At 69.2% G+C, this 20,368-nt stretch carries 21 protein-coding genes; 16 read left to right on the top strand and 5 right to left on the bottom strand.

Annotated elements, in window-relative coordinates:
• Positions 1–36 precede the first annotated feature (36 nt).
• From AC1Q7O_RS01505 to AC1Q7O_RS01495, 3 genes are all read right to left on the bottom strand, one after another.
• Entirely contained in the window at positions 37–834 is a 798-nt protein-coding gene (locus AC1Q7O_RS01505; RefSeq protein WP_492659252.1) for a curli production assembly/transport component CsgG, read from the bottom strand.
• Positions 835–943: 109 nt separating this feature from the next.
• Positions 944–1,354 (bottom strand): PaaI family thioesterase, encoded by a 411-nt coding sequence (locus AC1Q7O_RS01500; protein ID WP_492659253.1) that lies wholly within the window; start codon positions 1,352–1,354, stop codon positions 944–946.
• A gap of 87 nt (positions 1,355–1,441) precedes the next feature.
• A complete protein-coding gene (locus tag AC1Q7O_RS01495; protein ID WP_492659254.1) occupies positions 1,442–4,105 on the bottom strand; it encodes a zinc-dependent metalloprotease in 2,664 nt (887 codons plus the stop codon).
• A 125-nt stretch (positions 4,106–4,230) separates the two neighbouring features.
• Between AC1Q7O_RS01495 and AC1Q7O_RS01490 the strand changes: the two genes are divergently transcribed.
• The 16 genes from AC1Q7O_RS01490 (at position 4,231) to AC1Q7O_RS01415 (ending at position 18,133) form a co-directional block, all read left to right on the top strand.
• A complete protein-coding gene (locus AC1Q7O_RS01490; protein WP_492659255.1) occupies positions 4,231–4,821 on the top strand; it encodes a YqiA/YcfP family alpha/beta fold hydrolase in 591 nt (196 codons plus the stop codon).
• Between the two features lie 17 nt (positions 4,822–4,838).
• Positions 4,839–6,872 carry a ribonuclease catalytic domain-containing protein gene (locus AC1Q7O_RS01485; protein ID WP_492659256.1) on the top strand — a complete coding sequence of 678 codons (2,034 nt, stop codon included), beginning with the start codon at positions 4,839–4,841 and terminating at the stop codon, positions 6,870–6,872.
• Positions 6,872–7,723 (top strand): energy transducer TonB family protein, encoded by an 852-nt coding sequence (locus tag AC1Q7O_RS01480; RefSeq protein ID WP_492659257.1) that lies wholly within the window; start codon positions 6,872–6,874, stop codon positions 7,721–7,723. Before AC1Q7O_RS01485 ends, AC1Q7O_RS01480 begins: the two co-directional genes overlap by 1 nt.
• A gap of 70 nt (positions 7,724–7,793) precedes the next feature.
• Positions 7,794–8,621, top strand: a complete 828-nt coding sequence (aroE, locus tag AC1Q7O_RS01475) for a shikimate dehydrogenase (RefSeq protein WP_492659258.1) — start codon at positions 7,794–7,796, stop codon at positions 8,619–8,621.
• Positions 8,621–9,334 carry a monofunctional biosynthetic peptidoglycan transglycosylase gene (mtgA, locus tag AC1Q7O_RS01470; protein WP_492659393.1) on the top strand — a complete coding sequence of 238 codons (714 nt, stop codon included), beginning with the start codon at positions 8,621–8,623 and terminating at the stop codon, positions 9,332–9,334. The genes aroE and mtgA overlap by 1 nt, the downstream gene beginning before the upstream one ends.
• Positions 9,331–9,921: a hypothetical protein gene (locus tag AC1Q7O_RS01465; RefSeq protein WP_492659259.1), complete on the top strand. Its 591-nt coding sequence runs from the start codon at positions 9,331–9,333 to the stop codon at positions 9,919–9,921. The genes mtgA and AC1Q7O_RS01465 overlap by 4 nt, the downstream gene beginning before the upstream one ends.
• A complete protein-coding gene (locus AC1Q7O_RS01460) occupies positions 9,918–10,439 on the top strand; it encodes a TlpA family protein disulfide reductase (protein ID WP_492659260.1) in 522 nt (173 codons plus the stop codon). Before AC1Q7O_RS01465 ends, AC1Q7O_RS01460 begins: the two co-directional genes overlap by 4 nt.
• Positions 10,440–10,548: 109 nt before the next feature.
• Positions 10,549–10,998 carry a type II 3-dehydroquinate dehydratase gene (gene aroQ, locus AC1Q7O_RS01455; protein WP_492659261.1) on the top strand — a complete coding sequence of 150 codons (450 nt, stop codon included), beginning with the start codon at positions 10,549–10,551 and terminating at the stop codon, positions 10,996–10,998.
• A 58-nt stretch (positions 10,999–11,056) separates the two neighbouring features.
• On the top strand, positions 11,057–11,521 hold the full coding sequence (gene accB, locus AC1Q7O_RS01450) for an acetyl-CoA carboxylase biotin carboxyl carrier protein (RefSeq protein WP_492659262.1): 465 nt from the start codon (positions 11,057–11,059) through the stop codon (positions 11,519–11,521).
• Positions 11,522–11,534: 13 nt separating this feature from the next.
• The gene (gene accC, locus AC1Q7O_RS01445; RefSeq protein ID WP_492659263.1) at positions 11,535–12,884 is read left to right on the top strand and encodes an acetyl-CoA carboxylase biotin carboxylase subunit; all 1,350 of its coding nucleotides are present in this window, start codon (positions 11,535–11,537) and stop codon (positions 12,882–12,884) included.
• 25 nt (positions 12,885–12,909) lie between these two features.
• Positions 12,910–13,326: a hypothetical protein gene (locus AC1Q7O_RS01440; RefSeq protein WP_394511374.1), complete on the top strand. Its 417-nt coding sequence runs from the start codon at positions 12,910–12,912 to the stop codon at positions 13,324–13,326.
• Entirely contained in the window at positions 13,323–14,381 is a 1,059-nt protein-coding gene (locus AC1Q7O_RS01435) for a Tle-like phospholipase domain-containing protein (protein WP_492659264.1), read from the top strand. Before AC1Q7O_RS01440 ends, AC1Q7O_RS01435 begins: the two co-directional genes overlap by 4 nt.
• 78 nt (positions 14,382–14,459) lie before the next feature.
• Positions 14,460–15,275, top strand: a complete 816-nt coding sequence (locus AC1Q7O_RS01430) for an ankyrin repeat domain-containing protein (RefSeq protein WP_492659265.1) — start codon at positions 14,460–14,462, stop codon at positions 15,273–15,275.
• Positions 15,276–15,288: 13 nt separating this feature from the next.
• Complete coding sequence (locus AC1Q7O_RS01425) at positions 15,289–16,209, top strand: ankyrin repeat domain-containing protein (protein WP_492662651.1); 921 nt, start codon at positions 15,289–15,291, stop codon at positions 16,207–16,209.
• A gap of 80 nt (positions 16,210–16,289) precedes the next feature.
• Entirely contained in the window at positions 16,290–17,177 is an 888-nt protein-coding gene (prmA, locus tag AC1Q7O_RS01420) for a 50S ribosomal protein L11 methyltransferase (RefSeq protein ID WP_492659394.1), read from the top strand.
• Entirely contained in the window at positions 17,174–18,133 is a 960-nt protein-coding gene (locus AC1Q7O_RS01415; RefSeq protein WP_492659267.1) for a zinc-ribbon and DUF3426 domain-containing protein, read from the top strand. Before prmA ends, AC1Q7O_RS01415 begins: the two co-directional genes overlap by 4 nt.
• Before the next feature lie 127 nt (positions 18,134–18,260).
• Here AC1Q7O_RS01415 and AC1Q7O_RS01410 read toward each other — a convergent pair whose 3' ends face one another.
• Positions 18,261–18,902, bottom strand: coding sequence for a histone (locus tag AC1Q7O_RS01410; RefSeq protein WP_492659268.1), 642 nt, complete (start codon positions 18,900–18,902; stop codon positions 18,261–18,263).
• A gap of 209 nt (positions 18,903–19,111) precedes the next feature.
• A complete protein-coding gene (locus AC1Q7O_RS01405; RefSeq protein WP_492659269.1) occupies positions 19,112–20,287 on the bottom strand; it encodes a ribonucleotide-diphosphate reductase subunit beta in 1,176 nt (391 codons plus the stop codon).
• Positions 20,288–20,368: the final 81 nt, after the last annotated feature.

Below are 20,368 nucleotides of genomic sequence, written 5' to 3'. Positions count from 1 at the left end.
ACGGGCCGAGCGCCGGGCCGCCCCGGCCTCACGCCATCAGCCGCCCTGCGCCTTGCGCTTGACCTCGGGCGGCAGTTCCTTGGCCTGCAGCGCACGCACCTGGACGACCAACTGGTTGTGCGCGTCCAGGAAGGCGGCGGCGATGACCTTGCCCTCGTTGGAATTGCTCCAGCCCGCGCCCGCGGCGCCGCCCAGCTTGCCCACCATGGCGCCACCCACGCCCAGGTCGGCAACCTCCACCGAGCCGGTGGCCGCGGCGATCTGCTCGGTGGTCTCGTTGTCGGTGAGCAGCAGCGCGGCCTGGGCCTGCTTCATCTTCACGTGCTCGGCCGCACCCACCAGCTTGTTCAGGTAGGGGATGGCCTGGATGATGCTGCCGACCTGGCGGCCGGCGTCCTGCTCGCTGAAGGTGAGGCTGGGCGTCAGGCTGTACTGCGCCTCGTAGCCCTTGCCCTTGGCGACGGTGTTGCCGTCCTTGCGCAGGATGCCGGCGTCCTTCAGCTCTTGCTCGCGCACGGTGGCCTTCAGGCCCGCCGCGCGGTCCACGACGCGGAAGCACCCGCTCTGCTGCGCCAGCAGCCGCACCAGCGGCACGGGGCTGGACGGCAGCTGGTAGCTGCTGGAATAGCTGTAGCCGTTGGGGTTCTCCACCAGCGCCATCGTCGCCACGGGCGTGTCGCACTTGACGAGTTCCCGGGCCGCGTTGTGCGCGCCGGCCGCGCCGGCCGAGCCGGTGATGACCGAGCCGCCCTCGCCCAGCGACGTGGACGACTTGCCGCAGGCGGCCAGCAGCAGGGCGACGACAGGAAGAGCGAGCAGGGGGCGGACGTTCATCGTGGAGGTGCGTTGCGGAAACGAGCGGCGAGTCTGCCTGCGCCGGCCGGGCCGCCCGCCCCTAGAACAAGGGACGCGCACCGGCGCCCTCCCCCGTCCGCGGGGCTGCTCACTTGGCGTACAGCACCATCTGCGTGCAGCGGAACAGCGCCATCGTCTTGCCGCTGTCCTTGTGCGTGACGGTGGCGTCCCAGACCTGCGTCGTGCGGCCCAGGTGCACGGCCTTGGCGACGCAGGCCACGGTGCCCTCGCGCGCGGTCCCGAGGTGGTTGGACTTGAGCTCCACGGTCGTGAAGCCCACGGCGCCTTCGGGCAGGTTGGCCACGCAGCCGTAGCCGGCGCAGGTGTCGGCCAGCGTGACGACGCTGCCGGCATGCAGGAAGCCGTTGGGCGCCATCAGCTCGGTGCGCACCGGCAGCTCGGCGTGCACCTCGGCGCCATCGACGTGGGTGATGACGATGCCGAGATACCCCGGCAGGTGGTGGGCGCCGGCCTGGTTGAACTGGGCGCTGTCGGGCATGGGGTCTCCTGTGATGCGCTGCGCATCGTAGTGACAACGAAAAAGGCCGGCATCGCTGCCGGCCTTGTCTGGTGCTGATGCCCCCGATCAGCTGCGCGTCAGCGTGGCCTTGAGCATGCTGTCGAGCAGGTCCAGCGACTCGGCGTAGTGCGCGCGCGTCTCGACCGACAGGCCCGGCTTGGCCGATGCCGCGCGCAGGTCGCGCGCCAGCTGCGTGGCATGCCAGCGGGCCAGCGCGAACACGTCGGCATAGGTCGCAGCGCCGTTGGTAGCGCGGTTCAGCTGGAGCTGCAGGCGGCGCAGGTACTCACGCTGCAGGCTGCGGCGCATGCGGTCCACCTCGGCGCCGGTCTTCAGCTCGCTGAAGATGGCGCCCTGCAGCGTGCCATAGACCTCGCTGAGCGACACCGCGCCCTTGCGCTGGGCCTCGGGCAGGTAGCTGCTCTGCTCGATGAGGCGGCGCGCGGTGGCGGGCGCCATCAGGCGGTCCAGCACGCGGCCCTGCAGGCCGGCCACGGCGTCGGCGATGGCCAGCGGCTGGCCGCGGTCGGCCCACTCGTTGTAGTCCAGCGTCTGCGCGGCCAGGAACTCGGGGCGGAACTTGAACGAGTCACTGGACAACAGGCCGCTGGCGATGAAGCGCAGTGCATCGCGCTGCTGCGCGTTGTCCACCGGCTTGAAGGCCTGGCCCGGCGTGACGCCCGGCACGATGCGCTCGGCGTACAGGCCGCCGACGTACTTGCTGACGTTGTGGGCCGTCATGCCCAGCTGGCGGAAGGACTCGCCCACCGAGCGGCGGTTGCGCATCGGGTCTTCGCCGGCCTCGGGCTTGCGGGCCTGCACGCGGTCCCACAGCTCCTGGCTGAGCTTGAGGCGCTTGCGGGCGTAGGCCAGCGGGTCGTCGCCGAGGTCGCGCTGGTTGCTGCGCGGGTCGAAGCCGTCGAACGGGCCGCCGACGCCCTGGTCGAAGTCGTCACCGTAGGCCAGCGCCGGCTCGGTGGAGCGCGCCGCGATGCGGGCCAGCTCGGCGGCTTCCTGCTCGGCGGCGATGGGCTTGTACGCGTACTCGATGGCCCAGTAGTCGTAGGCGCCCAGCGTCGTGTTGGTGACGCTGGTCTTGCCCTCGCCCTTGAGCGGCAGGTTGTAGGCGTTGTAGTCCATCACCGAGTTGGAGATGCCGTGCGCCTCCGTCCAGGCGAAGTCCTTCAGCTGCGCCTGCGTCACCGTCGTGGACGAGCGGAAGTTGTGCTTGAGGCCCAGCGTGTGGCCCACCTCATGCATGATGACGTCCTTGACGACGGCCTGCGCCAGCGCCTCGGCCTCGGGGCCGTTCATGTCCAGCCCGTCGCGCAGCGCCAGCAGGTCCAGCGCGAAGCCGAACTCGGCGGCCTGGTCGGCCATGTAGGTGCAGAGCTGGTCGGCCACTGCCATGCGGCTGCGCTCGCCGGCCCAGGCGTTGCCATGGTCGTGGCCGGCGTGGCTGGGCACGTCGTCCGCGGCCAGGCGGCGCGAGCCGCGGCCGAACACGTCGCTCATGCCGATGTCGGCATCGAGGATTTCACCGGTGCGCGGGTCGCGGTTGCTCGGGCCGATGGCGAAGCCGACGTCCGAGCCGGTGAACCAGCGGATGGACGCGTGCGTGGAGTCCATGTTGTCCCAGTCGGCATCGTCGGGCTGCTGGCGGGCCTGCACGGCATCCTTGAAGCCGATCTTCTCGAAGGCCTTGTTCCATTCCTCGATGCCGGCCTTGACCGCCGCGCGGTACTTCTCGGGAATGTTCTTGTCCATCCAGTAGACGATGGGCTGCACCGGCTCGGACAGCGCGGCGGCCGGGTCTTTCTTCTCCAGGCGCCAGCGCGCCACCATGTGCACGCGCGGGTTGGCCTTGAGGTCGTCGCCGAGGTTGCTGTAGCTCTCCATGAAATGACCCAGCCGCGGGTCGATGTGGCGGATGGCGGCGGGCGTCTCGGGCAGCGCGCGGAAGCTGTAGACGAAGCTGAAGAACATCGAGCGCGGGTCCGGCGTGGCCTGCGGCGGCGTGGGCACGGCCACGGGCGCGGGCACCAGCGGCGGCGCGGGAATGCGCGGCGTGGCGAAGTGCACGCGCGAGGTCAGCGTGGAGACCTTGGCGTCGGCGCGGGTCTGCTCGATGAAGGAGTTGGCGCGGTCCGGCGCGAACGGCAGGCGGTAGGCGATCTCCAGGCGCGTGGAGTAGCCGGGGATGTCGCCCAGCAGCAGCCCGCTGGCATCCACCAGCACCGACTTGCGGTCCGGGTGCTCGGCGCTGGCCACGGGGCCGGACGTGATGAGGCTGGGCGAGAAGGCCTGCTCGATGGCGAGCTTGGATGAGGCGTTGTCGGAGCGGAACTTGGTGTTCAGCGCGATCAGCTGGACATGGTTGCCGATGCGGCGCCACTCGGCCATCTCATCGCCCAGCATCTGGCTGGCATACAGGCCGCGCTCGCCGATGGAGTTGGCGACGTTGACGCTGAACAGGAAGGGCTTGTTGAAGGCTTCCTTCGGAATCTCGATCCAGACCTTCTCGTCCTTGCGCCAGATGGGGAACAGGCCCGGCTGCTCCTTGGCGCCCTTGATGACGTCGGCGAACGGCTTGGGGGCCGTGGGGTCGGCCGGCGGGCGGGCGGCTGCGGCCGGGGTGGAGGCGGCGGGAGCGGCGGCAGGCGGGGTCTGGGCCTGGGCAGCGGCAACCAGCGCGAGTAGCGCGGCCGACGCGAGGGCAGTACGGGGCATCCGGGTCATGCGAAGCGTCCGAAAAAATTGAAAGAAAACGTTCACTGTGGACGGCGGCGACACTCGCGTCAATCGGCACACGCCACCGTCGTGGCCGCACAAAACTTCACGCCAAAACTTCCGTCATGACGCTCACCCATCTGCTCTATTTGCACGGCTTCCGCTCGTCGCCAGGCTCGGCCAAGGCGCTGCGCATGGCGCAGTGGGCCGCCACACAGCCGGGGCTGACGTTCGCATGCCCGCAGCTGCCGCCGTCGCCGCTGGACGCGATGACGCTGGCCGCCAGCCTGGTGGCCGACTGGCCGGCGCAGGGTGCGGCCATCATCGGCAGCTCGCTGGGCGGCTTCTACGCGACGGCATTGGCCGAGCAGCCCGCGCGGCGCGGCTGGAGCGTGGCCGTGCTGAACCCGGCCGTGAACCCCGCCCGCGACCTGGCCAAGCACATCGGCGAGCAGACCGCCTGGCACGACCCGACGCTGAAATTCGACTTCACGGCCCAGCACGTGGCCGAGCTGGCCGCGCTGACGCCACCGCCGCGCCTGACGACGCCGTCGCGCTACTACGCGCTGCTGGCCAAGGGCGACGAGCTGCTGGACTGGCGCGAGATGCTGGCCCGCTACGCCGGCTGCGACGGCGAGGTGCTGGAAGGCAGCGACCACGGCCTGACCGACTTCGAGGCCCATCTGCCGGGGCTGCTGGAGCACCTCACTCGCTGAGGGAGAATCCGCCGCTTATGTTTGCGCTGTTTGATGATGCCGGGAAGTTCCTCGCCGGCCGGGTGATGTCGGAGGCCGATGCCTCGCTGCAGGTCGAGCTGGACTCGGGCAAGCGGGTCAAGGTCAAGTCCGCCAATGTGCTGTTGAAGTTCGACAAGCCGGCTCCGGCCGAGCTGCTGGCGGAGGCCCGCAAGCTGGCCGACGACATCGACCTGGACCTGGCCTGGGAGTTCGCGCCCGAGGGTGAGTTCGGCTTTGCCGACCTCGCGCGGGACTATTTCGACGCCAAGGCCGGCATCGTGCAGCAGGCCGCCGCGCTGTTCCGCCTGTTCGAGGCACCGCACTACTTCCGCCGTGCCGGCAAGGGCCAGTTCAAGAAGGCGCCCGAGGAGACCGTGAAGGCCGCGCTGCTGGGCATCGAGCGCAAGCGCCAGCAGGCGCTGCAGATCGAGGCCTGGGCGCAGGAACTGGTGGCCGGCACCTGCCCCGCGCCCATCCAGGAGCAGATCTACAAGATCCTGTTCAAGCCCGACAAGAACGGCCCCGAGTACAAGGCCGTCGTCGAGGCCAGCAAGTTGGCGCACAAGGCACCGCTGGACCTGCTGCAGGGCGCCGGCGCCATCACCAGCCCCTACCAGTTCCACTGGAAGCGCTTCCTGTTCGAGAACTTCCCCAAGGGCGTGGGTTTCCCGCAGCTCACGGCGCCAGAGATCAAGGACGAGCTGGCGCTGTCGCCCGCGCGCGCCTTCTCCATCGACGACTCGCAGACGACGGAGATCGACGATGCGCTGTCCGTGCAGGGCCTGGGCACGGGCACGGTCACGTTCGGCGTGCACATCGCCGCGCCCGGCCTGGCCATCACGCCGGACTCGGCCGTCGACAAGGTCGCCCGCGAGCGCCTGTCCACCGTCTACATGCCGGGCTGGAAGATCACGATGCTGCCCGACGACGTCGTGCAGGCCTACACGCTGATCGAGGGCCGCGACTGCCCGGCCGTGTCCATCTACTTCACGATGGACGAGGCCACCTTCGAGATCAAGAGCCGCGAGACCAAGCTGGAGCGCGTGCACATCGCCGCCAACCTGCGGCATGACAAGCTGGACGGCATCGTCACCAACGCCACGCTGTCGGGCGACGCGCCGGCCGACTACCTGTTCGCGCCCGAACTCGCGTTCACGTGGCGCCTGGCCAAGCACCTGAAGGCCCAGCGCGAGGTGGTGCGTGGCAAGCCGGAGAACTTCAACCGGCCCGACTACAACTTCCGCCTGGCCGGCGAGCGCATGGAGCCGCCCAACGGCAGCGAGTCGGTCGAGATCGGCGTGCGCGCCCGCGGCAGCTCGCTGGACCTGATCGTGGCCGAGGCCATGATCCTGGCCAACTCCGCCTGGGGCGGCTGGCTGGCCGAGCTGGGCCTGCCGGGCATCTACCGCAGCCAGGCCAGCCTCGCGCCCGGCATCAAGGTGCGCATGGGCGTGAAGGCGCTGCCGCACGCCGGCATGGGCGTCGCGCAGTACACCTGGGCCACGTCGCCGCTGCGCCGCTACGTGGACCTGGTGAACCAGTGGCAGATCATTGCCTGCGCGCGGCACGGCCGCACGGCCGCGCTGGCCGCGCCGTTCAAGCCCAAGGACGCGCAGCTGTTCTCCATCATCTCGGGCTTCGAGTCGGCCTACGCCGCCTACAACGGCTTCCAGAACGGCATCGAGCGCTTCTGGACACTGCGCTGGCTGCAGCAGAACGGCACCACCGAGCTGACCGCCACCGTCATGAAGGAAGGCCTGGTGCGCGCCGACGACCTGCCGCTGGTGTTCAAGGCGCTGGGCTGCGAGCCCCTGCCGCGCGGCAGCCACGTGAAGGTGCGCATCACCGGGCTGGACGAGATGACGCTGGACGTGCACGCCACGCTGGTCGAGCGGCTGGATGAACAGCAGGCTGCCGCCGACGAGGCGGAAGGCGAGGACGACGACCTCGAAGCCGCCGCCGCGCCCATCGCACTGGCCATCGACCTGAACGACGGCGGCGGCGAGGCCGAGCCGGCTGCGCAAGCCTGATGCGCCGGTTCAGCACGCTGCAGATCGCGCTGGCGGCGTCGCTGGGCGTGCACGGCGTGCTGCTGGCCTGGCGCGTGGGCTCGCCGGACTCCTTCAACCGCGTGTTCCAGGACACGCCGCTGGAGGTGGTGCTGGTCAACACGCGCTCCAACGAGCTGCCCACCAAGGCCGCCGTGCTGGCCCAGGCCAACCTCGCGGGGGGCGGCAATGCGGAGACGGGCCGCGCCACGTCGCCGCTGCCGCCGGCACGGCACAGCGAGGTGGGCGACGCGGCCGAGGCCCAGAGCTCGCAGATCGCGCAGCTGCAGCAACAGCAGCAGCAACTGCTGACGCAGGTGCGGCGCGAGCTGGCGCTGCTGCCGCCGCCCGACCCGCGGCGCGAGAAGACCGACGCCGCCGAGCGCGCCCAGGCGGAGAAGCGCCGCCAACTGGTGGACCTGTTGGCCGAGATCGAAAAGCGCGTCAACGTGGAGAGCGCGCGGCCGCGCAAGCGCTACGTCAGCCCCGCCGCCCGCGAGGTCGTCTACGCGCAGTACTACGACGGCCTGCGCCGCCGCATCGAGGAGCGCGGCACGCGCGACTTCCCCGAGTACCGCGGCAGGAAGCTCTACGGCGAGCTCATCATGAACATCCACGTGGACTTCAAGGGCCGCGTCATCGAGACGGAGATCGTCTCCCCCAGCGGCAACGCGACGCTGGACCGCCGGGCCGTCGCCATCGTGCAGGCGGCCTCGCCGTTCGGCAATTTCAGCCAGGAGATGCGCAAGGGTGCGGAGGTGCTGGTCATCACGTCGCGCTTCAAGTTCACGCGCGACGACGGGCTGGAAACTTCTTTGGCAGGACAGCAATGAGCTCCGCACGGCCGGCCGAAGGGGCTCAGCTCCCACTCGGCGACACGGTGCGCAGCGCGAAGGGTGCAGCATGAAAGATCGATACGCCGTTGTCGGCAACCCGGTGGCGCACAGCCGCTCACCGGCCATCCACGCGATGTTTGCCGAGCAGACCGGCCAGGCCGTCGCCTATGAACGCCTGCTCGCGCCGCTGGACGGTTTCGAGTCCACGTTGCGCGCCTTCGTCGCTGCCGGTGCCAAGGGCTGCAACATCACCGTGCCCTTCAAGTTCGACGCCTTCGCGCTGGCCGCGAAGCGCACCGAACGCGCGCAGCTGGGCGGCGCCGTCAACACGCTGCGTTTCGACGCCGACGGCTGGGTGGGCGACAACACCGACGGCGCTGGCCTCGTCAACGACCTGCAGAAGAACGCCGGCCGGCCCCTCGCCGGCCTGCAGGTGCTGCTGGTGGGCGCCGGCGGTGCCAGCGCCGGTGCGCTGGGCGCGCTGATCCATGCCGGGCCGGCGCGCATCACGGTGGTCAACCGTACGCTGGACAAGGCCGAGGCGCTGGTGGCCGGCCATGCCCATCTTGGTGTGCCACTCGCCGCCGCCACGCTGGCCGACGCGCCGGCCGCGCAGGACATCGTCATCAACGCCACCAGCACCAGCCTGGCGGGTGCGGCCTCGCCGGTGGACGCGCGCGTGCTCAGGCCCGGCAGCCTGGCACTGGACATGATGTACGGCCCCAAGGCGCAGGGCTTCCTGGACTGGGCCGCCGCGCATGGCGCCGAGCCGCGCGACGGCCTGGGCATGCTGGTGGAGCAGGCGGCCGAGGCCTTCTTCTTCTGGCGCGGCGTGCGCCCGGACACGGCGCCGGTGCTGAAGGCCGTCCGCCAAGCCATCGAGGCTGCGCCGTGATGCGCCACCTCGGCCGGCTGATCGCCGTGCTGGCGCTGGGCGTGCTGTGCCTGCAGCTGTGGTTCGCCGGCCGCATCGCGCTGATGAACGTCATCGCGCCGCAGTCCACCAGCTTCCAGCGCAGCGAGGCGCTGCGGCTGCTGAAGGAGAAGCAGCAGGTGCCGTGGGCGCAGTCGTGGGTGGACGACGCCCAATTGCCCCGCACGCTCAAGCGCGCCGTCATCGCCAGCGAGGACGATGGCTTCGCCCAGCATGGCGGCGTCGACTGGGAGGCGCTCAAGGGCGCCTGGAAGAAGAACGAGAAGGCCCAGGCCCGCGTGGAAGCCCGCGGCAAGGGCGTGGCCAAGGTCATCGGCGGCTCGACGATCACGCAGCAACTGGCCAAGAACCTGTTCCTGTCCGGCGAGCGCACGCTGCTGCGCAAGGGCCAGGAGCTGGTGCTGACGCTGATGCTGGAAGCGCTGCTGAGCAAGCAGCGCATCCTGGAGATCTACCTGAACAGCGTCGAATGGGGCGAAGGCCTGTTCGGCGCCCAGGCGGCGGCACGGCACTACTTCCGCATGGACGTGTCGCGGTTGGGCGCCTTCGAGGCCGCGCGGCTGGCCGTCATGCTGCCGGCGCCCAAGCGCTTCGAGCGCCAGCCGGGCTCGGCCTACGTCATCAACCGCGCCGGCCTCATCGTCGGCCGCATGAACAGCGCGCAATTGCCATGAGCGAGGACTTCTCCGCCGAGATCGCCGCCGCGGCCGCCCGCCTCATCGTCGACGAGGGCATGGACTGGGGCCCGGCCAAGCAGCGCGCCGCCCGCGACCTGGGCGCGCCACGCGCCGCGCTACCCGGCAACGACTTGGTGGAAGACGCCGTGCGCGAGCACATCGCCATCTTCAACGCCGACACCCAGCCCGCCGAGCTGCGTGCGCTGCGCGAGCTGGCCGCCGTCTGGATGGCGCGGCTGGCCGACTTCCGCCCGCACCTGACCGGCGCGGTCTGGCGTGGCACCGCGACAAGGCTGTCCAACGTCCACCTGCAGCTCTACTGCGACGACAGCAAGGCCGCCGAGATCGCGCTGCTGGACCGCGGCATCGACTTCGACGTGGCCGAGACGACGGCCAACCGGCGCCAGGTGGACATGCTCATCCTCGACGCGCCCTGCCCCGCGCTGAACGAGCGGGTGACCCTGTGCCTGACGGTGCTGGATTTCGACGACCTGCGCGGCGCGCTGAAGCCCGACGCCCGCGGCCTGACCGAGCGCGGCGACCTGGCCGCGCTGCAAAAACTGCTTGAAGAGGACCCCGCATGAGCCCCCTCACCCGCCGGCTGGTGCTGGCCGGCGCCGGCATCGGCGCCGCGGCGCTGGGCGCCGGCTTCGCCTGGCGCAAGCTGAACCCGCCCGTCGCGTCCGCCGTCGCCCAGGCCTTCTGGGCACGCCGCTTCGCCGGGCTGGACGGCGCTGAGCTGGACGTCGCGCGCTGGCGCGGCCAGCCGCTGCTGCTGAACTTCTGGGCCACCTGGTGCCCGCCCTGCGTCAAGGAGCTGCCGGAGATCAACCAGTTCTACGGCGAAGCCAAGGCCAGGGGCTGGCAGGTGCTGGGCCTGGCCATCGACCAGGCCGAGCCGGTCAAGGCCTTCCTGAAGAAGACGCCGCTGGACTTCCCCATCGCGCTGGGCGGGCCGGACGGCCTGTCGCTGGTGCGCGAACTGGGCAACCCGGCGGGCGGCCTGCCGTTCTCCGTCGTCTTCGACGAGACCGGCGAGATCCGCTGGCGCCGCCTGGGCGTCACCACGCTGCAGGATTTGCGTGCGCTGGCCGCGTCCTGAGAAAAACCCCTATCCCACGCGGAAACCGCCAGCAAAACGCGTAAAGTTCGCCCTTCCTCAATTTAGTGGCGGCTCTCTAGACCCTCGGGGCCCGGGCGACGCCACGTGTTTGATGCAAATTCTTGTCCTGCATGGGCCCAACCTCAACCTGCTCGGCACCCGCGAGCCCGAGGTCTACGGCTCGCAGACCCTGCCCCAGATCGACGCTGAACTGAGCGCGATCGCCGCCGATGCCGGCGCCAGCCTGACGAGCTTCCAGAGCAACCACGAAGGTGCGCTGGTGGACCGCATCCAGGCCGCGCGCAGCGACGGCACGCGCTTCATCGTCATCAACCCGGCCGCCTACACGCACACCAGCGTCGCCATCCGCGACGCGCTGGCCGGGGTGGCGCTGCCCTTCATCGAAGTTCACCTGTCGAACATCCACCGCCGCGAGCCGTTCCGCCACCACAGCTATCTGAGCGACCTGGCGGTGGGCGTCATCTGCGGCCTGGGCGCCAACGGCTACCGCCTGGCCGTGCGCCACGCCCTTCACTCGTTGGGAGCCGCCGGCGCCTGATCCCGGGCACCGGTTCTCCTTGTCACTTTCCAAAACAACAACATCGCCTGGAGCCATGATGGACCTGCGCAAGCTCAAAACCCTGATCGACCTGGTCTCGGAATCCAACATTTCGGAACTGGAAATCACCGAGGCCGACGGCAAGGTCCGCATCGTCAAGTCGGACCCGGCCGCCGCCGTGGCCGTGCAGCCGGTCTACGCCGCCGCGCCGGCCGCCCCGGTGGTTGCCGCCGCAGCCGCCCCTGCTGCCACGGCCGCCGCCGCGCCGGCAGCCGCTCCGGTGGAGACCGGCCACGTCGTCAAGTCGCCGATGGTGGGCACCTTCTACCGCGCGTCCAGCCCCAACGCCAAGCCGTTCGCCGACGTCGGCCAGACGGTCAAGGAAGGCGAGGCCATCTGCATCATCGAAGCGATGAAGATCATGAACGAGATCGAGGCAGACAAGAGCGGCACGATCACCAAGGTCCTGTGTGAGAACGGCCAGGCGGTCGAGTTCGGACAGCCGCTGTTCGTGATCGAGTGACAAGGACTTCCTGATGTTTAAGAAGGTCCTGATTGCGAATCGGGGGGAAATCGCCCTCCGCATTCAACGAGCGTGCCGTGAACTCGGCATCAAGTCCGTCGTCGTCTACTCCGAGGCCGACCGCGACGCCAAGTACGTGCGCCTGGCCGACGAAGCCGTCTGCATCGGCCCCGCGCCGTCGGCCCAGAGCTACCTCAGCATGCCGGCCATCATCGCGACGGCCGAAGTCACCGACGCCGAAGCCATCCACCCCGGCTACGGCTTCCTCAGCGAGAACGCCGACTTCGCCGAGCGCGTCGAGCGCAGCGGCTTCACCTTCATCGGCCCGACACCCGAGTCCATCCGCCTGATGGGCGACAAGGTCTCGGCCAAGCAGGCCATGATCCGCGCCGGCGTGCCGTGCGTGCCGGGCTCCGAGGGCGCACTGCCCGAAGACCCGAAAGAGATCATCCGCATCGCCCGCTCGGTGGGCTACCCGGTCATCATCAAGGCGGCCGGCGGCGGCGGCGGGCGCGGCATGCGCGTCGTCCACACCGAGGCGGCCCTGGTGCACGCCGTGCAGACCACGCGCGCCGAGGCCGGCGCGGCCTTCGGCAACCCCGAGGTCTACATGGAGAAGTTCCTGGAGAACCCACGCCATGTGGAGATCCAGGTGCTGGCCGACACGTTCAAGAACGCCGTCTGGCTGGGCGAGCGCGACTGCTCCATGCAGCGCCGCCACCAGAAGATCATCGAGGAAGCGCCGGCACCCGGCATTCCCCGTCGCACCATCGAGAAAGTCGGCGACCGCTGCGCCGCCGCCTGCAAGAAGATGGGCTACCGCGGTGCGGGCACCTTCGAGTTCCTGTACGAGAACGGCGAGTTCTACTTCATCGAGATGAACACCCGCGTGCAGGTGGAGCACCCGGTGACGGAACTGGTCACCGGCATCGACATCGTGCAGCAGCAGATCAAGATCGCCGCCGGCGAGAAGCTGCCGTTCACGCAGCGCCAGATCGAGATGCGCGGCCACGCCATCGAGTGCCGCATCAACGCGGAAGACCCGGTCAAGTTCGTGCCGTCGCCCGGCCGCATCACGATGTGGCACGCCCCCGGCGGCCCCGGCGTGCGCGTGGATTCGCATGCGTACACGAACTACTTCGTGCCGCCGAACTACGACAGCATGATCGGCAAGATCATCGTCCACGGCGACACCCGCGAGCAGGCCCTGGCCCGCATGCGCATCGCGCTGAGCGAGACGGTGGTGGAAGGCATCCAGACCAACATCCCGCTGCACCGCGAGCTGATGGCGGACGCGAAGTTCATCGAAGGCGGCACCAGCATCCACTACCTCGAAGGCTGGATGGCCGCGCACAAGCGCTGACGGCGACGCCAGCACGCCGAGCTGCATGCTGAACCTCCGCGACGACCAGATGCAACGCCTCGGCGAGGCGGGGTTCAGTCGTCGGTTGGCCGAGTCGCTGGCCCGGCATGACACCGACTTCGCGGCCATGGCGGCCGACGCTCAGCAGGCGTTCGTCGCCGCGGCCATCGCGCAGGCGAGGCAGGTGGGCTTTCGCACCGAACAGGGCATCGCCGGCTATGCGCTCGGCGCGCTGTGGCTGGGTGTGGGCTTCGAGCAGGCCCAGCCGCTGCTGTTACGGGTGCTGCAAGGGCCCCTGCCCGAGGTGCGGCGCGTGCACGCGCTGGGCGAGTGGGTGCATGACCAGCTGGGCCCGGCGGCCACCCCGGCGTCGGGCGAGGCCGCGCTGCGGCGCAGCTTCGAGCTGACGCAGCCCTGGGGCCTGCAAGGCGGCCAGCGATGACGGACATCATTGCCGGCCTGACCGCCGGCTGGCTGGCCAAACGACAGGCGAAGTCGCTGTCCGAGACCCGCGCCAAGCAGCTCGCCGCGGACCCGGAACTGCCGCAGAAGGAGTACCAGCAGGCCCGCGAGGCCATGCTGGGCAAGGACTTCGGCACCCAGCCCGCCGGCGAGGCCTGCCAGCCCTGCATGGCCGCCGACAAGGCAGCCCGCCGTGCGCAGCGGCTGGAACTGGTCGACAAGGGCGTGAACGCCTGCCCCGAGCACGCGCCCGCCGCCGCGCGGCTGCGCGAGGACATGGATCAGGTCGAGCATGCGCGCCTGGCCAAGGCGGTCTACCTGAAGTACGACCTCGACGCGCCGGAAGACCTGAAGCAGCCACCGCCGGGTTTTTTGGATGTAACCGACGACGAGTTGGATGCCCTCGGCTTGAACCAGCGCATGCTGATGCGCGACGATTCTCAGTTCCGCGCGGCGGTCTACAAGAAGGATCCGCTCGTCTGGGGCAACGACGCGCAGCAACCGTATGAAGTCGTCTTCCGCGGCTCCACACTAGCGCCCGAAGACTGGGACAACAACTTCGCGCAGAACGCCAACAGGCACTCCGACTACTACCAAAGCGCCGTCAAGATCGGTAACGCCATCGCGGACAAGGGCGCAGCCGGCCAGGTGCAGATCGTCGGCCACTCCCTGGGCGGCGGCATGGCGGCTGCGGCGCAGGGGGGATCCGGGGCCATCGCAACCACGTTCAACGCCGCAGGCCTCAACCCCAAGACGGTGGCACGCTACTCGTCGCTGGCCAGCCGCCAGAACGCCGATGACGCGTTGATCAAGGCCTACCGCGTCGAAGGCGAAGTGCTGACCAAGACCCAGGAAAGCGGCCTGACCCAGTTCTTTTCCCACGCTGCGCCGGGTCAGCGTCATGATGTTCCAACCGCCGACGACAAGCTCAGCGCCGACGACCGGCACGGCATGAATGAAGTGATCGCCGCCATCGAGGCGCGCAAATCCGCCGATGAAGCGGCGCTGAAGGCCTGCCTGGCTAGCAAGGGCTGAGCCGCGATGACGATGCAACCGGCAAGACTGCCATCCCCCCACAGGCGCGGCCTGGTGGGCGCACTAGGAGTTCTGAGCATGGGCCTCTTTGAGCTTTTCGGCATGGGTGCCGCAACCGCCGACACCCCGGACGCACGCGCACCGCAACTGGCGCGGCCCGAAGCGTTTTTCCAGGGTCCTGCACTGGACCTGCTGCGCGCCGCGCTGGCCGGCGACGAGGCCGTTGCCCGCCGCGCCGTGGCGCAGGGCGCCAACCCGAACGCGCATGGCCCGGCGGCATCGTCCAAGAACGTGCCGCAGCTCACGCTGATCCGCTACGCCACGGGCGTGCGCAATCCACGCGCGATGGCCACCCTGCTCGCGGTGGGCGCAGACCCGTTGTTCAAACCTCGCGATGGCGACGGCGATGCCTTCCTCTTCGCCGTGGTGCGCCACGATGCGCAGATGCTCGATGCCTTGCTGCAGCTGTACCCGCTGGCCCGCATCCCGCCCAAGAGCCAGTCGGAACTAGCGTTCGATGCACTCAGCTTCAACGCACGGGACTGTCTGCAGATCCTGTTCGACCACGGCCTGCCACTCGACGTCAGGGACCCGAACGGGTATAGCCTGTTCATGCGCGCCTTGAATCAAGAAGATCTTGACACCGCGGAATGGCTGCTCGCGGAGAAGCAGGTGCCCATCCAGGACGTCATGTCCCGCAGCGGCGGCGTCACCCCGGCCAACATGGTGCAACGCGGCCTCACCGAGTCGTTCAAACCCGGCTCGCCGGCCTACCAGCGCTACGACAAGCTCAAGCGAATCATGGAGCAGCGCGGCATCGTCTTTCCCGTTGAGTCTTCCGCGGCATGGCGCGCCCGGCAGGCGGCCCAGGCGGCCAGCGGACCGACAAAGTAAGGAACACGCCTGCATGCGGCCGCGCCTGGCTACACAGAGCTGGCCGAGGCCCGCCGTCCTTCATCACCATCGCGCTGCGCGCAGGCTCGCACTGGCCCGCGCCCTGGGAGCTGTGAGCATGGGCCTCTTCGAGTTTCTTGGCATGGGCGCGGCAATAGCCGACACGCCAGACGCGCGCGCGCCACAGCTGGCGCGCCCCGAAGCGTTTTTCCAGGGCCCCGCACTGGACATGCTGCGCGCCGCGCTGTCCGACGACGAGGCCGGTGCCCGCCGCGCCGTGGCGCAGGGCGCCAACCCGAACGCGCAAGGCCCGGCAGCATCGTCCAAGAACGTGCCGCAGCTCACACTGATCCACTACGCCGCGGGCGTGCGCAACCCACGTGCGATGGCCATCCTGCTCGCAGCGGGCGCAGACCCGTTGTTCGAACCGCGCGAGGAAGACGGCGATGCCTTCCTTTTCGCCGTGCTGCGCCGCGACGCGCAGATGCTCGATGCGTTGCTGCAGTTGTACCCGCTGGCCCGCATCCCGCCCAAGCATCAGTCAGAGCTGGCGTTCGATGCCCTCGGCTTCAACACACGGGACTGCCTGAAGATCCTGTTCGACCACGGCCTGCCACTCGACGTCAGGGACTCAAACGGGTACAGCCTGTTCATGCGCGCCTTGAATTACAACGACGTCGACACAGCGGAGTGGCTGCTCGCGGAGAAGCAAGTGCCCATCCAGGACGTCATGTCGCGCAGCGGCGGCGTCACCCCGGCCAACATGGTGCAACGCGGCCTCACCGAGTCGTTCAAGCCGGGTTCGCCGGCCCACCAGCGCTACGACAGGCTCAAGCGCATCATGGAGCAGCGCGGCATCGTCTTTCCTGTTGAGTCTTCCGCGGCATGGCGCGCCCGCATGAAGGCCAACGCAGCCAGCGGCCCGGCCGGCTGAGGCCTGAGTTGCCATGAAGACACGCAGACGCGCCGGGCGCGGCTGCGTCGACAATGTGCCCCATGAATGCCATGAGTCATCTGTTTGAACTTGCACTCGTCTGCCGCGAGGCCGACGTGGAGATCGTCAGCGACGCGCTGATGGAGATCGACGCGCTGGCGGTCTCCGTCGAGGACGCCGACGCCGACACCGACGCCGAGCAGGCCCTGTTCGGCGAACCCGGCATGCCGGCCCCCAAGGCCGGCTGGGAGCGCTCGGTCGTGAAGGCCTTGTTCCCCACCGAGCCCGAGGCCACGGAGGCGGCGACGCTGCTGCTGGCCCAGGACTGGGCCGCCGACGTGCACGTGCAGGCCATCCAGGCCGTGCCCGAGCAGGACTGGGTGCGCATCACGCAGAGCCAGTTCGCGCCGGTCGAGATCACGCCCGAGTTCTGGATCGTGCCGAGCTGGCACGAAGCCCCGCCGCAGGCGCGGCGCGCCATGCGGCTGGACCCGGGCCTGGCCTTCGGCACCGGCACGCACCCGACGACGCGCATGTGCCTGCGCTGGATCGCGACACAAGCCCAGCCGTGGCCCCGCGTGCTGGACTACGGCTGCGGCTCGGGCATCCTCGCCATCGGCGCGGCGCTGCACGGCGCGCAGGCCATCGACGCGGTGGACATCGACCCGGCCGCGGTCACGTCGTCACGCGACAACGCCACCGCCAACGGCGTCACGCTGAACGTCGGCCTGCCCGAGCTCGCTTCCGGCGAGTACCCGCTGGTCATCGCCAACATCCTGGCCATGCCGCTGAAGCTGCTGGCTCCGCTGCTGTGCGCGCATGTCGCGCCGGGCGGCCACCTCATCCTGGCCGGCATCCTGAGTCGGCAGGCCGAGGAACTCAAGGCTGCCTACGCGCCCTGGCTGGCACTCAGCGTAAGTGACGAGCAAGAGGGCTGGATCTTGATGACCGCCACACGCCCCGCATGAGCCTCGCGACACGTTGCACCGCCTGCGGCACGATCTTCCGGATCGTGGAGGACCAGCTGCGCGTGTCCGATGGCTGGGTGCGCTGCGGCCGCTGCGCCGAGATCTTCGACGCACGCGAGCTGCTGTTCGACATCGAGCAGGAGGTGCCCCCGCCCTGGCCCGCCGCCTTCGCGCCGGCGCCGGCCATGGAGCCGCCCCCGGCCCCACCACCGCCTCCTCCCCCGCCTCCGCCCCCACCACCACCGCCGCCGCCCGAGCCGGTGTGGATGCCGCCACCGGAACCCGAGCCCCAGGCCGACGCGCTGCCCACCGGCTGGCCCCACGACCCGGTGCGGCAGGAGCCGCGCTGGGTGGAGGCCGACAGCCCGCCCGCCGAACCTCCGCCGGCCGCGCCTGCCTTCGAGCCGCCACCGATGGCAGCCGAGCCCGCGGCGCCGCCCGCCGTGGTGCCCGAGTTCATGCGCCGCGCGGAAAGCACGGCGCGCTGGAACCGGCCCGGCGTGCGCGTCGCGCTGGGTCTGGCGTCGGTGCTGCTGGCCGCATTGCTGGCCCTGCAGCTGACGCTGCATTTCCGCGATGCGCTGGCCGCGCTGCACCCACCGCTGCGCGCGGGCTTGCACGGGCTGTGCGGCGTGTTCGGCTGCGAGGTGAAGCCATGGCGACGCATCGAGGCGCTCAGCATCGACGCGACGTCGCTGAACCCGGTCGGCAGCAGTGGCTACAAGCTCAACCTGTCGCTGCGCAACAAGACCGGCGTGGACGTGGCTCCGCCATCGCTGGAGCTCAGCCTCACCGATGCCAATGGCGCGCCGTTCGCGCGTCGCGTCATCGGCCCCGAGGCGCTGACGCCGCAGCTGGTCCGCGTGGGCGCGGAATCGGAGCAGTCGCTGTCCTTCAGCTTCAGCACCGGCAGCCAGCGCGTCAGCGGCTACAGCGTCATCGCGTTCTACCCCTAGCGCCTCGGGCCGCCCGCGGCCTGCGCCCGGCGGGCCGACATGGCAATAAAAAACCCGGCGCCGCGTGAGCGGGCCGGGTTTTGCGCGAGAGGGAGCGAGCCGTCAGACGGCCCGCTCAAACCAACGCTCAGGGCTTGTTGCCCGTGGGGAAGGGCCACGCGGCTTGCGGGCTCAGCGCCGTCTTGGCGGCAGGAGCGGGCGCAGCAGCGGCAGGCTTGGCCGCAGGGGCAGGCTTGGCAGCAGCCTTCTTCGGCGCTGCAGCCTTCTTGGCGGCAGGCTTGGCAGCGGGCTTCGCGGCCGGCTTGGCAGCAGCCTTCTTCGGCGCAGCAGCCTTCTTGGCGGCAGGCTTGGCAGCCGGCTTGGCGGCGACCTTCTTGGCCGGCGTTGCAGCAGCCTTCTTGGCCGGAGCGGCCTTCTTGGCGGGCGCAGCAGCCTTCTTGGCCGGAGCGGCCTTCTTGGCGGGCGCAGCGGCCTTCTTGGCCGGAGCGGCCTTCTTGGCGGGCGCAGCGGCCTTCTTCGCCGGAGCGGCCTTCTTGGCGGGCGCAGCGGCCTTCTTCGCCGGAGCGGCCTTCTTCGCGGGTGCAGCGGCCTTCTTCGCCGGAGCGGCCTTCTTCGCCGGGGTCGCAGCGGCCTTCTTCGCCGGAGCAGCCTTCTTCGCCGGGGTCGCAGCGGCCTTCTTCGCCGGAGCAGCCTTCTTCGCCGGGGTCGCGGCGGCCTTCTTCGCCGGAGCGGCCTTCTTGGCCGGAGCGGCCTTCTTTGCAGTTGCCATGGTTTTCTCCTTGATCAAGTGGAAAAGTCACCGCTCTGTGCGGACCGGTCCGCCCAGATACGGCTATTCACCGCCCGAGAGTCGCCCAGGAGGAGCGCCTCGGTACGGTGAATCGGATTGCCATGCAGCCCCGCCACCTCGAGGGTGTTGATGCGGGTTTCGCTCGGTGACTGCATTGGCCAGGTCTTGATCGGGTTGCGGCTGGGGGGTCAGTCCCAGCTCAGGGCCCCGCCCGATTGGTACTCGATGACGCGGGTCTCGAAGAAGTTGCGTTCCTTCTTCAAGTCGATCATCTCGCTCATCCACGGGAAGGGGTTTTCTTCGTTCGGGAACAGGGCTTCGAGGCCGATCTGCACCGCACGACGATTCGCGATGAAGCGCAGATAGCCCTTGAACATCGAGGCGTTGAGGCCCAGCACGCCGCGCGGCATGGTGTCCTCGGCGTAGCGGTATTCCAGCTCGACGGCCTTCAGGAACAGCGCCTTGATCTCGGCCTTGAACTCGGCCGTCCACAGGTGCGGGTTCTCGAGCTTGATCTGGTTGATCAGGTCGATGCCGAAGTTGCAGTGCATGGACTCGTCGCGCAGGATGTACTGGTACTGCTCGGCCGCACCGGTCATCTTGTTCTGACGACCCATCGCGAGGATCTGCGTGAAGCCGACGTAGAAAAACAGGCCTTCCATCAGGCAGGCGAAGACGATCAGCGACTTCAGCAGCGTCTGGTCGTTCTCGGGCGTGCCGGTCACGAACTCCGGCTTCATGATCGCCTCGATAAAGGGGATCAGGAACTCGTCCTTGTCGCGGATCGACTTCACCTCGTTGTAGGCGTTGAAGATCTCGCTCTCGTCCAGGCCCAGGCTCTCGACGATGTACTGGTAGGCGTGCGTGTGGATCGCTTCTTCAAACGCCTGGCGCAGCAGGAACTGGCGAGCCTCGGGCGCCGTGATGTGGCGGTAGGTGCCCAGCACGATGTTGTTGGCGGCCAGCGAGTCGGCGGTGACGAAGAAGCCGAGGTTGCGCTTGATGATGCGGCGCTCGTCTTCGGTCAGGCCGTTGGGGTCCTTCCAGAGCGCGATGTCGCGGCTCATGTTCACTTCCTGCGGCATCCAGTGGTTGGCGCAGGTGGCGAGGTACTTCTCCCACGCCCACTTGTACTTGAACGGCACCAGCTGATTGACGTCGGTCTGGCCGTTGATGATGCGCTTGTCGGCAGCCTTCACGCGACGCGCGGTCGTGGACTCGCCGGACAGCTGGGGGGCAGGAATCGAGACGCTGGCAGCTCCGTGCAGAGACGCCGATGCGGACGTCGTCGCCGAAGGTGTGGCCGCGAGAGGCTTCGCGGTGGGGGTATCAGTGGACTTCAGGTCTTCGTCCCAATCCAGCATGGTGTCTTTCCTATCGCTTCGAATTATCGGCAGTGCTGGTGCAAATCAACAAGGACCGGCAACTGCTATTTGCATCAATCG

The organism is Roseateles sp. GW823-FHT07B05, assembly GCF_058794515.1.
The sequence above is the reverse complement of the archived record's forward strand: the minus strand, read 5'-3'. Positions and strand labels throughout refer to the sequence as shown.